Genomic DNA, 13,044 nt, shown 5'->3' on the forward strand with positions numbered 1-13,044 from the left:
AGCATACCGTCGCCAAGCTGGAGGGGCAGTGCGGCGAATGCAACCGCGCGGCGGACCAAGAAGGAGACGACGATGCGCTACATGATGACGTATGACCTGATGGAGACCCTCCGCAACACCAATCAGTGGCTGGGCGCGTCCGCCCTTTCGCTGGCATCCTATCCAATTTTCAGCCTCACGCCAAACCCGGCGATCCAGTGGATGGCCGCATGGGGCGAAGTGACGGAGCGCACGTTTCAGCGCATGGTGTGCAAACCGGACTGGGGAATCGATTCGATCACGGGCGAGGACGGACGCGATCACCTGATCAACATCGAAACGGTTGTCGAACACCCCTTCGGCGACCTGATTCATTTCGACGTGACCGGGCGCGAGGAAATGGACCGCCGCGTGCTACTGGTCGCGCCGATGTCGGGCCATTATGCAACGCTGTTGCGCTCGACGGTCCGGTCGTTGCTGCCCGACTGCGAGGTCTACGTCACCGACTGGCACAACGCGCGGGACATCCCGGTGAGCGCCGGGAAGTTCGACATCGAGGATTACACCCTTTACCTGATGGATTTCATGCGCGAACTGGGCAGCGATCTGCACGTGATCGCGGTGTGCCAGCCTGCACCGCTGACTCTTGCCGCCGCGGCCTACCTTGCTGAGCTTGAACCGGACGCGCAGCCGCGGACGCTCACGCTCATCGGCGGACCGATCGACCCGGATGCGACGCCGACGGACGTGACAGATTTCGGCCGCCGGGTGACGATGGGCCAGCTCGAGGAAACCATGATCCAGCGGGTCGGGTTCAAGTACAAGGGCGTCGGTCGGATGGTTTATCCCGGCCTGTTGCAGTTGCAATCCTTCATGTCGATGAACGGCGAGCGCCATGCCAAGGCCTTCACCGACCAGATACTGCGGGTAAGCCGCGGCGAGGCAAGCGACCATGACCCCCACAACAAGTTCTACGACGAGTATCTTGCCGTCATGGACATGCCCGCGGAGTTCTACCTCTCCACGGTCGAGCGTGTCTTCAAGGGCCTCGAGATCGCGCGGAACGAATTTGTCGTGGACGGGCACAAGGTGGATTTCGGGGCGGTCACGAATGTCGCCGTGAAGACGGTCGAAGGCGGCAAGGACGACATTTCGGCACCCGGACAATGCGTGGCAGCGCTCGACCTGCTGACGGGCCTGCCCGACCGGAAAAAGGCCAGCTACATCGAACCCGAAGCCGGCCATTACGGGATTTTCGCGGGCCGGTCGTGGCGCAACAACATCCGGCCCCTCGTGCTGGATTTCATCGACGCGAATTCCGAGGCCCCGGCCAAGCGTAACCGCACCTCGCCGCGCAAGAAGAAGGCCAAGGCCGCCTGACCCGGCGACAACGGCTGTGTGGGCGGCGTGTCAGGAGCGGCGCCGCCTGCACCAACGCAGTATCGGCACGATATCCAGAGCGGCCAGCGCCAGCCCCAGTGGAAGCATCCAGAACCCGACCACCGGCAGAAACCCCAGAACCCCGCCGATGATCAACAGTATGCCGGCCAGCAAGCGCAGCCCCGGCGGAAGGTTGCGCTTGCCCCAGACCTGCACGCGCCGCCTCAGCCGCCTGAGCCGCCCCTTGGCCGAGGGCTTGCGTGGCTCAGGCATCCGTCCGGTTCGGCGTGGAGGTGGGTTGGGCCAGCCAATCAGACAGCGCGCGCGTTGTCTCCGCCGGCGCTTCGAGCGTGGGAAGATGGCCGGCATCGTCGATGACCGCGAGGTCGGCATCGGGAATCAGATCGGCCAGAAAGCTGTGCCGCTTGAGCGGGAAAAGCGTGTCGTGCCGTCCGCACAAGACGAGCGCTGGAACCTTGCACCGCCGCAGCACGGCTTGGTAATCACGCCGCCGTTGCAGCGCCCGGGCCTGTCGGGTGATCGCATCGGGCCCGACGCTTTCGGCCATTTCCGTGAGCAGGGAATGCACCCGCGCCCGTTCCGTACCAAGGGCGAGGCTTTCGACCGGCACGAAACCCGCCACGGCCTCGGGCAGCCGCCCCGCCCTGAGCTTGATCAGCGGCGGTTCGTAATCGGCGGCGGATTGCGGTGTCTCGGCAAGCGGGCTGGTATCCAGCAGGGCAATACGCGACACCCGGTCCGGCGCGCGCCGTAGTAGCTCCATCGCGACGATCCCGCCCATCGCGTGGCCGGCGACCGCGAAACGGAGCGGCAGAACGTCCAGCAGGACCGAGGCGATCTCCTCGATCCTTTCACCATGGATGATCGGGGCGGTCATGACGGCCATCGACCGGCCAAGCGCGGTCACCTGCGGACCGAACAGGCGCGTGTCGCACATCATGCCCGGCAGGAACACCACCGGATCACGCATGTGACCCCCTTTCGCGCCTTTTGTGCGGGTACCCCATCATGACCAGCACAGTGCCACAGGCGGCCCCGAGGTCAAGCGGGACGGCGCCACCTTACACCGCTTGGGCACGGACCGTTACCTCGGCCACGGACGCCTCGATCAAGGCAAGGCAATCGGGCGTCGAAAAGCGGTGATCGGCACCCTTGACCAGCGTGAGGTGCATGTCCGCCCCGTCAGCGTGGTCGAGCAGCCGCAGCGCAACGGCAGTGTCGACATCCGCATCCGCCGTGCCCTGCAAGAAACGCACCGGGAACGGCAGTTCGAGCGGCGCGCGCAGCACGAGATGGTCGCGCCCGTCCTCGATCAGGCGGCGGGTGATGATGTAAGGCTCACCATAGTCGCTCGGCAGGGCGAGCCGCCCCTTGGCCATCAGCGTCTCGCGTTGCGCCGCGTCAAAACCGGCCCACATCGCGTCCTCGGTGAAATCGGGCGCGGCGGCAATGGTGACGATCCCTGCCACTTTCTCGGGCATGTCCCGTGCCGCCAGCAACGTGATCCAACCGCCCATGGACGAGCCGACAAGGATTTGCGGCCCCTCCGTCAACTGCGCGATCACGGCCATCGCGTCGGCGGCCCAATCACCGATGCAGCCGTCCGTGAACGTTTCGGAGGACTGGCCGTGACCGGAATAGTCGAACCTCAGGAATGCGCGCCGTTCGGACCGGGCCCAGTTTTCGAGGTGGAGCGCCTTGGTGCCCTCCATGTCGGATTTGAACCCGCCAAGGAACACGACACCGGGCCCCTGCCCCGCGGTGCGGTGATAGGCCAGCCTGCGGCCCGTATCTGTCGTCAGGTAAGTCGGCTCTGCCACGACGTGCCTCCGTTTTGATAACGCGGCAAGAATGGCACGGGCGCGGCGGCGCGGGCAAACCGGTTTTACGACCTGCCCGGCGCCGGGACGGGCTCAGCCGCCGACATAGGCGCCGCGGCGCGGCCTGTAGAAAACCTTCTGATTGTGCAGCCGGCCCAGCAGGTCGTGGATCTGGCGCATGTCGTCATCGGGCTTGACCTCGGGCGTTCCGCCGGCGTCCTCGGTCAATTGTTGCGCAAGGTCCTGCTTTTTCCGGTGCAAGGCGTTCTCGATGAGTTCCATGTCCTCGAGCGAAAGCTCGAACGTCGCGTTGTATTTAGGCATGAATCGCTCCCTGATGCGGTGTCATGTCGTGTTTCCGATAGTGAACATATGACATGATATGCTCGGACCCCGCCAACGCCAACCAGATTTTCGAAACTGCGTCAATATGTTACGCAACGCGCCGCATACGGCTGCACACAACCATCGGCGTACAGTCGCACACTTTCCAACGCCAAGCTGTCAACGCCGCAGCCCCCCGGAATTTCGCAATCCTAACCATCACCGCCCACGCGCGCACCTTCTTGAAGCCAGCCTTGACTTGCCAGGCGCGAACCGCGAAAAGGCAGCGCAACCAATTACCCGCAACCGGGCGTTCCGTGGGCGCCAAACCGACGAGGAGCATGGGCCTATGGCCGATATTTCCCTGACCTTACCCGATGGCAACGTGCGTTCCTTTCCCAAGGGCGTGACACCGGCGGACGTGGCGGCCGGCATCGCGACATCGCTGCACAAGAAGGCCGTATCCGCGCAGGTCAACGGGCAACACTGGGACTTGCAATGGCCGATCGAGGATGACGCGGAAATCGCGATCAACACGATGAAGGACGAGGCGCCGGCGCTTGAACTCATCAGGCATGACCTTGCCCACGTCATGGCGCGCGCCGTTCAGGAGATCTGGCCCGACGTCAAGGTCACGATCGGCCCCGTGATCGAGAATGGCTGGTATTACGATTTCGACCGCGATGCCCCGTTCACGCCCGAGGATCTGGGCGCGATTGAACAGAAGATGAAGGAAATCATCAATCGGCGCGACCCGGTCACGACCGAACTCTGGGAGCGTGAGCGTGCGATCAAGTACTACAAGGCCAACAATGAACCCTACAAGGTCGAGCTGGTCGAGGCGATACCGGGCGACGGGCCGGTGCGCATGTACTGGCACGGCCACTGGCAGGACCTGTGCCGCGGCCCGCACCTGCAGCATACCGGGCAACTGCCCGCCGACGCCTTCAAGCTGATGAGCGTCGCCGGCGCCTACTGGCGTGGCGATTCCGACCGCCAGATGCTGCAGCGCATCTACGGCGTCGCCTTCGCGAACCGTGAGAAGCTGAAGGAATACCTGACCTTCCTCGAGGAGGCCGAGAAGCGCGACCATCGCAAGCTGGGCCGCGAGATGGACCTGTTCCACATGCAGGAAGAAGCGCCGGGCCAGATCTTCTGGCACCCCAACGGCTGGACGATCTTCACCACGCTGCAGGACTACATGCGCCGCCAGCAGCAAAAGGACGGCTACGTCGAGGTGAACACCCCGCAGGTGGTCGACCGCAAGCTGTGGGAGGCCTCGGGACACTGGGACAAGTACCAGGACCACATGTTCATCGTCGAGGTCGACGAGGAGCACGCGCGCGAGAAATCCATCAACGCGCTCAAGCCGATGAACTGCCCCTGCCACGTGCAGATCTTCAACCAGGGGCTCAAGTCTTACCGCGACCTGCCGTTGCGCATGGCCGAATTCGGGTCATGCAACCGCTACGAGCCGTCGGGCGCGCTGCACGGGATCATGCGGGTCCGCGGGTTCACGCAGGATGATGCGCACATCTTCTGCCGCGAGGACCAGATCGAGGCCGAAACCAAGAAATTCATCGACTTCCTGTCAGAGGTCTATCGGCATCTGGGCTTCGAGAAGTTCGCGGTGAAATTCTCGGACCGTCCCGAAAAGCGCGCGGGCAGCGACGATGTCTGGGACAAGTCCGAGATCGCGCTCAAATCCGCGACCGAGGCCGCCGGCAGCAGCTTCACGTTGAACCCCGGCGAAGGCGCGTTCTACGGTCCGAAGCTGGAGTTCGTCCTGACAGACGCCATCGGGCGTGACTGGCAATGCGGCACCCTGCAGGTGGATTTCGTCCTGCCCGAACGGCTGGACGCAACCTATATCGGCGAGGACGGCGCGAAACACCGCCCCGTGATGCTGCACCGTGCCGCCCTTGGCAGCTTCGAGCGATTCATCGGCATCCTGATCGAGGAACACGCGGGCCGAATGCCGTTCTGGCTGGCGCCGCGGCAGGTCGTCGTCGCCTCGATCGTGTCCGAGGCCGACGATTACGTGCACGAGGTCGTGCAGAAGCTACGCGCGGCCGGTGTCCGGACCGAGGCCGACATTCGCAATGAAAAGATCAATTACAAGGTCCGCGAACATTCGGTGGGCAAGGTGCCTGTCATCCTTGCCTGCGGGATGCGCGAGGTCGAGGAAAGCACCGTCTCGCTGCGGCGGCTCGGGGAGAAACGGACAAGCGTCGAAGCGCTCGATGACGTGATCGGCGCCCTTGCGCGCGAGGCGACCCCACCCGACCTGCTGTAACATTGCCCCGGCATAACCCGGTGCCGCGTGTAACAATACCGACCGCGCGGCACCGGAATCGGGTAAAAATCCGGTCATATCAGCGCCTGGCCGCTCGCATCACGGTCACACGCGTTAACGCGTCCGTGTCTAACGGTCTCGTTACTGGCAAGCTGTCGCTGTCTCCGCCTAGACTTCCGGTGTCATCGCCGCGACGTGGTTGAAAAGATCCACGTGGACCACGGCGATGAAACTTGAATTCTGCAACGGAGTAACCCGATGTCCAACACCATGAAGACAGTCGCCATTGCCGGCGCCATGACAGCAGCCCTCACCGCCCACAGCACCCCGGCAGCCGCCGAAGGCGGCCAGGAAAAATGCTACGGCGTGTCGCTGGCAGGCGAAAATGATTGCAAGGCCGGGGCCGGCACCACCTGCGCGGGCACCTCGACCGTCGATTACCAGGGCAATGCCTGGACGCTCGTGGACGAGGGCACCTGCACCGAGATCGACCTGCCCGACATGGCCGACGGCACGCCGCGCCAAGGCAGCCTCGAAGCGCTCAAGCGCGACCTGCCGTCCTGACACCCGAGCTCGGGGCGCGCGCCATGGCGGGCGCCCCTTCCCCGCACAGCGCCACGCGAGGCCACCATGCTTGACACGAAATCCCGTTTCACCACCCTGCCGCCCGCCCCGGGCGTTGGCTACAAGCCGCAGCATTTCGGCGATATCTCGACCGATGCGCGCCCGGTGGAATGGCTGGAGGTTCATGCCGAGAATTACATGGGCGACGGCGGACGCCCGCTGGCGCAGCTTCGCCACCTTGCCGAACACTTTCCGATTTCCGTCCATGGCGTCGGCTTGTCGATCGGCGGTGAGGGTCGGCTTGATCCTGACCACCTCGCACGCCTGAAGCACCTGTGCGACTGGCTGCAACCGGCCAGTTTCTCGGAACACCTCGCATGGTCGACCCATGACACTCATTTCCTCAACGATCTTCTGCCGCTGCCCTATACCAATGCCACCCTGACCCGCATCGCCGATCATATCGACGAAGTGCAGAACGTGCTGGGCCGCCGGATGTTGCTGGAAAACCCGTCGAGTTATCTCACCTTCGACGAAAGCACATGGGCCGAAACCGACTTCCTGCGCGAACTGGCACGGCGCACCGGCTGCGGGCTGCTTCTGGACGTGAACAACGTCTTCATATCGGCCACCAATCTCGGGCTGGATGCGCGCGCCTATATCGATTCCTTCCCGCTCGGCCATGTCGGCGAACTGCATCTTGGCGGCCATGACGAGGACACGGACGACCACGGCGCGCCGCTGCTGATCGACAGCCACGGACGCAAAGTCGCCGACCCGGTCTGGGCCCTTCTTGCCCATGCGCTCGACCGCGCGGGCGCGCGGCCCCTGCTGATCGAATGGGATGCGGATGTGCCCGACTGGGCGACATTGGCCGCCGAAGCGCGCCACGCGTCAAACGCGTTGGAGCAGGTCGCGGCATGAGTATCTCACAGACCTATTTTCACGACGCGTTGCTCGACAGCGGCGGCCCCGTTCCTGCGGGGCTCAGCGACGGGCACGGCCGCCCGGCAGGGCAACGCTTCGCCGTTTATCGCAACAACGTGGCCGTCAGCCTGACCGAGGCCCTGGAGACGGGATTTCCCGCGATTGCCAACCTGATCGGCGCCGACAACTTTCGCAAGGTTGCCGGCGTCTTTCTCAGGCAGCACCCGCCGAAAACACCGTTGATGATGCAGTACGGCGCCGCATTGCCGGATTTCCTCGACGGGTTCGAACCGGTCTCGCATATCCGGTATATCGGCGATGTCGCCCGGTTGGAACATGCGCAGATCACATCCTACCATGCCGCCGACGCCACGCCCGTTGCGCCGGCAGCGCTTGAGGCACTGCCCCCTGACAAGCTGGCCGCCGCCCGGCTCGGGCTGGCCCCGGCATTGCGCCTTCTCAGGTCCCCTTGGCCCGTCCACGACATCTATTGCTATGCTACCATGCCCGATGCGCCGAAGCCCCGCGCGGTGGCGCAGGATGTGCTGATCACCCGGCCGGAATATGATCCGCAGATCACTGTTCTGCCCGACGGCGTGGCCGATTTCATGGCGGCCCTTGCGGCAGGGCAACCGATGGCGACCGCGAACGAGGCCGCGATGAAGGTTGCGGCCGAATTCGACCTCTCGCAAGCGCTCGTCCTGCTTCTGAACGGTCGGGCCATCACCCACATCACTCCCGAGGATTAGACCATGACACTCCTGATTTTCCTGCATGATGCCGTCTTCCGCCGTATTGAACGGATGGACTGGATCCTGCCTGTGCTGGCACGCCTGCTTTTCGCGGCCATCCTTCTGATGTATTTCTGGATCTCGGGCCTGACAAAGCTGGGTGATGGTATCCTCGGTGTTTTCAGCCCGTCCATGGGCGCGTATGCCCAGATCTTCCCGCGCGCCATGGAAGCCGCGGGGTATGACACGGGGCAGTTGAGCATGTTCCACACGCTCGTCGTCCTCGCGGGCACATGGGCCGAGTTCATCCTGCCCCTGCTCATCGTGATCGGGCTTTTCACGCGGCTCGCGGCCCTTGGCATGATCGGGTTCGTCATCCTGCAGACGGCGACCGATCTTTACGGTCACGGCGCCATTGAGGAGGCCGGCACAGTGGGCGCCTGGTTCGACAAGGTTCCGGACGCGGTGATCCTCGATCAACGGGCGCTATGGCTGTTCCTTCTGGTCACCCTCGTGGTCAAGGGCGCCGGGGCGCTTTCGCTGGACGGTGTCCTTGTCAGAAATGCGCCGTCGGCTCATCCGGCTTCCCCGCAGCCAGCGCCAGCAGCCCCGCACAGGCCGTGAAACCGATCGGGAACATGGTGAACACGTTGAACCCAAAAGCGTAATACATCAGCCCGGCAGAAGCCAACATCATCAGCCCGCCCCACAGCGCGCGGGCCCGGGCCATTGCCCCGCCCGCGATGGCCAACAGGGGCGACAGGAAACTCGCGACGCGGATCAGGCCGACATTCTCGACCTGCCGGGCCAGCCCCTCGACCTCGCCGAACCGCGCGACGACTTCGGTGTAGCCGTAGCTGAAGAACCCGACCATCAGACCGATGACACCGCCGATCACGCCAAGCACAAGCGCCGCGTTCCGCATCGTTTATCTCCTGTCAGTCCGCAGGCGCGACATAATCAGCCGGGCGCCCTATCCAAGGAGCTTTTCCTGCACGTCCTTGTCCCAGCCCAGATGGAGCGTGCCGTCGTCGTCGATCAGCGGGCGTTTCATCAAGCCGGGATATTCCGCGAGCAACTCCAAGGGGTTGCGCTCTCGTTCCGCCGCATCCAACCCGCGCCACGTGGTAGACCGTGTATTGAGCAGCCGCGGGCCGAACCGCGCATGCGCGGCTTGCAGAACGTCGGGCGGCACGCCGTCGGCGCGGACGTCTCGGAACGCCGCATCGGGCAGGGATTTCAATGCCTTGCGGCAGGTGTCGCAGGTTTTCAAACCGTACAGGATCATGGCACCCTCGCTGTTCGTCTGCCTTGAATAGCGGCAGTCGTGGAAAAGATCACGCGGTTTTGCTTGCTTTTTACATACGCAATGCAATCATCGAGTCGTGACCCTGATCTTTCAGTCATCGCTGGCGGATCTGGCGTGGCATGGCCCGGCATTTTCCGGGGAAGTGACGAAAGAGAAGGAGAAGCGGCATGCCGACGGGCACCGTGAAGTGGTTCAATACAACCAAAGGCTATGGATTCATCGCCCCCGACGAGGGCGGCAAGGACGTGTTCGTTCACATCTCGGCCGTTGAACGGTCGGGGCTGACCGGGCTGGCGGACAACCAGAAGGTCGGATACGAGTTGCAGGACGGGCGCGACGGGCGCCAGATGGCCGGCGACCTCAAACTGCTCTGACGCCACAAATCATTACAATAAAATGATTTTCCGGCCCCAACGGGCCGGAACACCCTCCTGCGTCGCCCCGGCCGTGCGCCCGCGTCAGTAGCAGCCCTTCTGACCTTCGGCGCAGGTGCGCGCGCGGCGTTCCGATACGTTGACGCGATGCACGCGCGTCTGGACCGGGTGGCGCATGACCTGCTGGTATGTCTGGCTCTGGTTCGGGGTGCCGCAGCAGATCACGCCGTTGAGCGATACCGGCTGCAAGCCGTCGGGGCAGAAATTGCGGTCGGCCTCGACGGCGTAGATGCGGGGGCCGCCGGCAAAGGCCGGGGCGGCGATCAGCGCGGCCATCAGGCTGGCGGCGGCTGGTTTGACGATGCGCATGGGAACCCTCTTAGCAAAGATGAAAATCGGCGAATTCGCAATCCTCAGCGTACGCAAACCCGCCCGGCTGTCAATTCCGCGTCCCGGAAACAGGCCGTTTTCGGGGGGGTCGGCGCCGCATACGCATCGCATCCGTATCGCGTCGGTGCGCCTGCGCCTACGGTTGCCCGCCCATCGCCCGCGCAGCCACCACCCCGGCCCATGCCGAGATCGCGGTCAGCAGCGTGCCCCACGCCACGTCCGCCGCGACCATCCGCCATGACCAGCCGCGCAGGGTGGCGAGGTTCGTGACCTCGTAGGTGCCATAGGCAACCGCGCCCAGCACCGCGCCGCCCAGCAGCGCCCGCAGCGGCGCGCCGTCGCGCAGCGCGGGGACGGAGACGAGCCACAACAGCCCCGCGACGTAGAAAAGGTAGAACACCGCTGCCGGCCCAAGGCGCAGCCGATCGGCCATCAGGTCAGCGACATGCGCCTCGAACAAGGGCTTCATGACGGTCGACAGCATGACCGCGTCAAGGGCGAGGAACACCCCGGCCGTGACGAGGTAGAGCACGAGGATCTGGAACATGGAGGGGCCTTTGAAGATTGTATCCCATCGAAACACGGATGCCCGCGACCCGCGGATCAGCCGAAGACTCCGTGGCCCGCAATCATTCGGCCGCGCGGGGGCATTGCGCCCTACCCGTCGATGGCCGCCATGAATTCCCGCCATTCGCCCTTGGACATGCCGGAGGTTTCCTGCGTCACCTCCTCACCTTTCAGCATCCGCCGGATGCAATCAAGGGCCGTGGCCGACAGGGTCGCGCCGCCCATGCGGTAATCCTCGAACGCGCGGTAGGCCGCCGGCACCCAGTCCGCGACGATGCTGCAGATCGCCTCGGCATAGACGCGGATCTCGTACTGGGCGTGGGTATCGGCGCGCAGGCGCAAGAAGTGCAGCAGGTTGTGCAGGTCGGTCTTCCAGTACCACTGGGTATAGATGTTGGCGGGCAGGTTCATGCGCGCCAGTTCCCGCGCGAGGCCCTGCTGACCGTCCTGCGCGATCATCGCCTCGTAATGGTCGTAGCAGCGCATCGCGTCGTCGCGCAGCGTACGCAGCACGCGCTCGGCCTCTTCACCCTGCAGCGCCGTGCCGCGGCCCTGGTTGTTGGTGGTGGACTGCGCGGCGAGGTGATCGGGCGCGGGGATGTAGAATTCGCGGTCGAGGATGGAGTATCGCGCAGAATATTCGTTGACGTTGGCCGTGCGGTGGCGGATCCACTGCCGTGCGACGAAAACGGGCAGCTTCACGTGCAGCTTGATCTCGCACATCTCGAACGGGGTGGAGTGCCAGTGGCGCATGAGGTAGCGGATGAGCCCCTCGTCATTGCTGACGGACTTGGTGCCCTTGCCATAACTGACCCGCGCCGCCTGACAGATGGCGGCATCGTCGCCCATGTAGTCCACCACCCGCACGAAGCCGTGGTCGAGCACCGAATGGGCGGTGTAGAGGTGCCGCTCCATCCCCGGGGCCACGGCGCGCAGGGTTTCCCCCGGCTGGCTGCGGAGCGTGTCGATTTCGGCCTGCTGGTCGGATGTAAGGGGCATGGGCGGGGCCTTTCGTGCGGAATGCGGGTTGATACCACCGGCGCCGGCATGGCTGCAACAGCACATGGCTTTCCGGTGCTCACGCCCGATGGATGATTGACTTTCGCATTGAAAACAAGGATCTTGAGCAGAAAAGACGAACGAAAAGAGCACATATTGAGGGCAGTCTCATCATGAAACACTTCGTGGCAGGCCTGATGGCCGCCGCCCTTCTGGGCGGCTGTGGCGGCGGGTCGAACCCGTTCGAGGAAGACCCGGCCGAGGACGCCCAGCAAAACGGCGGTGACGGCGGCGAGCAGGACAACGGCGACGATGGCGGCGACGGCACCGTCACCATCGACACCTCGGTCAGCGTGCCCGACGGGCTGGCGGGCAACGTCAGCAACGTGACCTTCGACGCCGCGGCGGAAACGCTGGTGGTCGAGGGGCTGAACCTTGACGAGGTGCCCTTCACCGCCGTCTACAACCGGCGGCCCGGACTGGACCGGGAGGGCTACATGGCCTTCACCGTGCAGGAGGATCCGCTGGATCGCCATTATACCGCCTATGCGGCGCAGTCGAACAACAGCGGCTCTGTACGAGCGACGACGGTCGGCAGCCCGGGGCCGCGGAACCGTTTCTTCGAAGGTGGGCATTTCGACCGCGACGGCGGCTTCGACCGGCCCGAGATATCGCCGGACAGCGGGATGGTCAGCTATGCCGGGGATTACGTCGCGGTGACGAATATCGGCGACATCAACGGCCCGGACCTCAAGGAGATCCCGGCGGATGTCGACGTGGCGGACGAGCTGCGCGTGCCGCAGGCGCTGACGATCACGGGCAACATCTTCGTCAACGCCGATTTCGCCGACAACAGCGTCGAGGGCAATATCTTTGACCGGCAGTTGGTCGAGACGGCACAGGAATTGCCGTCGGTCGTGCTGCTGGCAACGCCCATCGCCGGCAACGGCACGTTTGCGGGCGACGTGGAATACGACATCGGCGACCCGCGCGGCGAAACCGATGGCCAGTTCATCAATGTCGGCAGCTATGGCGGCGTGTTCGGCGGGCCGGAGTCCGACGGCGTGGCCGGCGTGGTCAACCTTGAACAGTTCGACGGGTCGGGCGATCCGCTGGACCTGTCCAACGAGCGCGAAGTCGGGATCTTCGTGCTGGACCAGTGCGGGCAGGCCGTGTCGGACCCGCTCTGCGGCGCGGTGAACCCGGACGTCAACTCGCCCTGAGGGTGGCGGCGATGCGCTTCCCGCGTCCGGCTCTGTGCCTGCAGAAGCGCATCCCCGATGGGCACGTCCACGATGGCATTGGTCCGCTTGACCGTGTCGCCTTCCTTGATGGCCTGGTCCGACCCGAAGATCACGACGCC

Annotated in this window: 17 protein-coding genes; 8 read left to right on the forward strand and 9 right to left on the reverse strand. The window is 64.4% G+C overall.

The window, feature by feature from the left end:
• Positions 1 to 72 precede the first annotated feature (72 nt).
• Positions 73 to 1,359 carry a polyhydroxyalkanoate depolymerase gene (phaZ, locus tag ACH107_RS14490; RefSeq protein WP_412506439.1) on the forward strand — a complete coding sequence of 429 codons (1,287 nt, stop codon included), beginning with the start codon at positions 73 to 75 and terminating at the stop codon, positions 1,357 to 1,359.
• A 30-nt stretch (positions 1,360 to 1,389) separates the two neighbouring features.
• Here phaZ and ACH107_RS14495 read toward each other — a convergent pair whose 3' ends face one another.
• The 4 genes from ACH107_RS14495 to ACH107_RS14510 all read right to left on the reverse strand — a co-directional run bounded on the left by ACH107_RS14495 (position 1,390) and on the right by ACH107_RS14510 (position 3,524).
• Complete coding sequence (locus tag ACH107_RS14495; protein ID WP_412506440.1) at positions 1,390 to 1,632, reverse strand: hypothetical protein; 243 nt, start codon at positions 1,630 to 1,632, stop codon at positions 1,390 to 1,392.
• Positions 1,625 to 2,350, reverse strand: coding sequence for an alpha/beta fold hydrolase (locus ACH107_RS14500; RefSeq protein WP_412506441.1), 726 nt, complete (start codon positions 2,348 to 2,350; stop codon positions 1,625 to 1,627). Before ACH107_RS14500 ends, ACH107_RS14495 begins: the two co-directional genes overlap by 8 nt.
• A gap of 91 nt (positions 2,351 to 2,441) precedes the next feature.
• Positions 2,442 to 3,200 carry an alpha/beta fold hydrolase gene (locus ACH107_RS14505; RefSeq protein ID WP_412506442.1) on the reverse strand — a complete coding sequence of 253 codons (759 nt, stop codon included), beginning with the start codon at positions 3,198 to 3,200 and terminating at the stop codon, positions 2,442 to 2,444.
• 93 nt (positions 3,201 to 3,293) lie between these two features.
• Entirely contained in the window at positions 3,294 to 3,524 is a 231-nt protein-coding gene (locus ACH107_RS14510; RefSeq protein ID WP_412506443.1) for a hypothetical protein, read from the reverse strand.
• Between the two features lie 349 nt (positions 3,525 to 3,873).
• Between ACH107_RS14510 and thrS the strand changes: the two genes are divergently transcribed.
• The 5 genes from thrS to ACH107_RS14535 all read left to right on the forward strand — a co-directional run bounded on the left by thrS (position 3,874) and on the right by ACH107_RS14535 (position 8,666).
• Positions 3,874 to 5,820, forward strand: coding sequence for a threonine--tRNA ligase (gene thrS, locus ACH107_RS14515; protein WP_412506444.1), 1,947 nt, complete (start codon positions 3,874 to 3,876; stop codon positions 5,818 to 5,820).
• A gap of 258 nt (positions 5,821 to 6,078) precedes the next feature.
• On the forward strand, positions 6,079 to 6,384 hold the full coding sequence (locus ACH107_RS14520) for a DUF2282 domain-containing protein (protein WP_412506445.1): 306 nt from the start codon (positions 6,079 to 6,081) through the stop codon (positions 6,382 to 6,384).
• Positions 6,385 to 6,450: 66 nt separating this feature from the next.
• Positions 6,451 to 7,308: a DUF692 domain-containing protein gene (locus tag ACH107_RS14525; protein ID WP_412506446.1), complete on the forward strand. Its 858-nt coding sequence runs from the start codon at positions 6,451 to 6,453 to the stop codon at positions 7,306 to 7,308.
• The gene (locus ACH107_RS14530) at positions 7,305 to 8,060 is read left to right on the forward strand and encodes a putative DNA-binding domain-containing protein (protein ID WP_412506447.1); all 756 of its coding nucleotides are present in this window, start codon (positions 7,305 to 7,307) and stop codon (positions 8,058 to 8,060) included. The genes ACH107_RS14525 and ACH107_RS14530 overlap by 4 nt, the downstream gene beginning before the upstream one ends.
• 3 nt (positions 8,061 to 8,063) lie before the next feature.
• Positions 8,064 to 8,666, forward strand: a complete 603-nt coding sequence (locus ACH107_RS14535; RefSeq protein WP_412506448.1) for a DoxX family protein — start codon at positions 8,064 to 8,066, stop codon at positions 8,664 to 8,666.
• Here ACH107_RS14535 and ACH107_RS14540 read toward each other — a convergent pair.
• Both ACH107_RS14540 and ACH107_RS14545 read right to left on the reverse strand, forming a co-directional pair.
• Positions 8,599 to 8,967, reverse strand: a complete 369-nt coding sequence (locus ACH107_RS14540) for a hypothetical protein (RefSeq protein WP_412506449.1) — start codon at positions 8,965 to 8,967, stop codon at positions 8,599 to 8,601. The two genes, ACH107_RS14535 and ACH107_RS14540, sit on opposite strands and share 68 nt — an antisense overlap.
• Before the next feature lie 48 nt (positions 8,968 to 9,015).
• Positions 9,016 to 9,330 (reverse strand): arsenate reductase family protein, encoded by a 315-nt coding sequence (locus ACH107_RS14545; RefSeq protein ID WP_412506450.1) that lies wholly within the window; start codon positions 9,328 to 9,330, stop codon positions 9,016 to 9,018.
• Between the two features lie 188 nt (positions 9,331 to 9,518).
• Here ACH107_RS14545 and ACH107_RS14550 point away from each other — a divergent pair, with 188 nt between their 5' ends.
• A complete protein-coding gene (locus ACH107_RS14550) occupies positions 9,519 to 9,725 on the forward strand; it encodes a cold-shock protein (protein ID WP_300894002.1) in 207 nt (68 codons plus the stop codon).
• An 84-nt stretch (positions 9,726 to 9,809) separates the two neighbouring features.
• On the opposite strand, the gene ACH107_RS14555 is transcribed toward ACH107_RS14550, so the two are convergent.
• From ACH107_RS14555 to thyX, 3 genes are all read right to left on the reverse strand, one after another.
• Complete coding sequence (locus tag ACH107_RS14555; protein ID WP_412506451.1) at positions 9,810 to 10,094, reverse strand: hypothetical protein; 285 nt, start codon at positions 10,092 to 10,094, stop codon at positions 9,810 to 9,812.
• A 157-nt stretch (positions 10,095 to 10,251) separates the two neighbouring features.
• A complete protein-coding gene (locus tag ACH107_RS14560; RefSeq protein WP_412506452.1) occupies positions 10,252 to 10,662 on the reverse strand; it encodes a DUF2177 family protein in 411 nt (136 codons plus the stop codon).
• A gap of 110 nt (positions 10,663 to 10,772) precedes the next feature.
• Positions 10,773 to 11,681: an FAD-dependent thymidylate synthase gene (gene thyX, locus ACH107_RS14565; RefSeq protein WP_412506453.1), complete on the reverse strand. Its 909-nt coding sequence runs from the start codon at positions 11,679 to 11,681 to the stop codon at positions 10,773 to 10,775.
• Between the two features lie 173 nt (positions 11,682 to 11,854).
• On the opposite strand from thyX, the gene ACH107_RS14570 reads away from it, so the two are divergent.
• A complete protein-coding gene (locus tag ACH107_RS14570; protein ID WP_412506454.1) occupies positions 11,855 to 12,904 on the forward strand; it encodes a thymidylate synthase in 1,050 nt (349 codons plus the stop codon).
• Positions 12,905 to 13,044: the final 140 nt, after the last annotated feature.

It is taken from the genome of Roseovarius halophilus (ex Wu et al. 2025), from assembly GCF_047086965.1.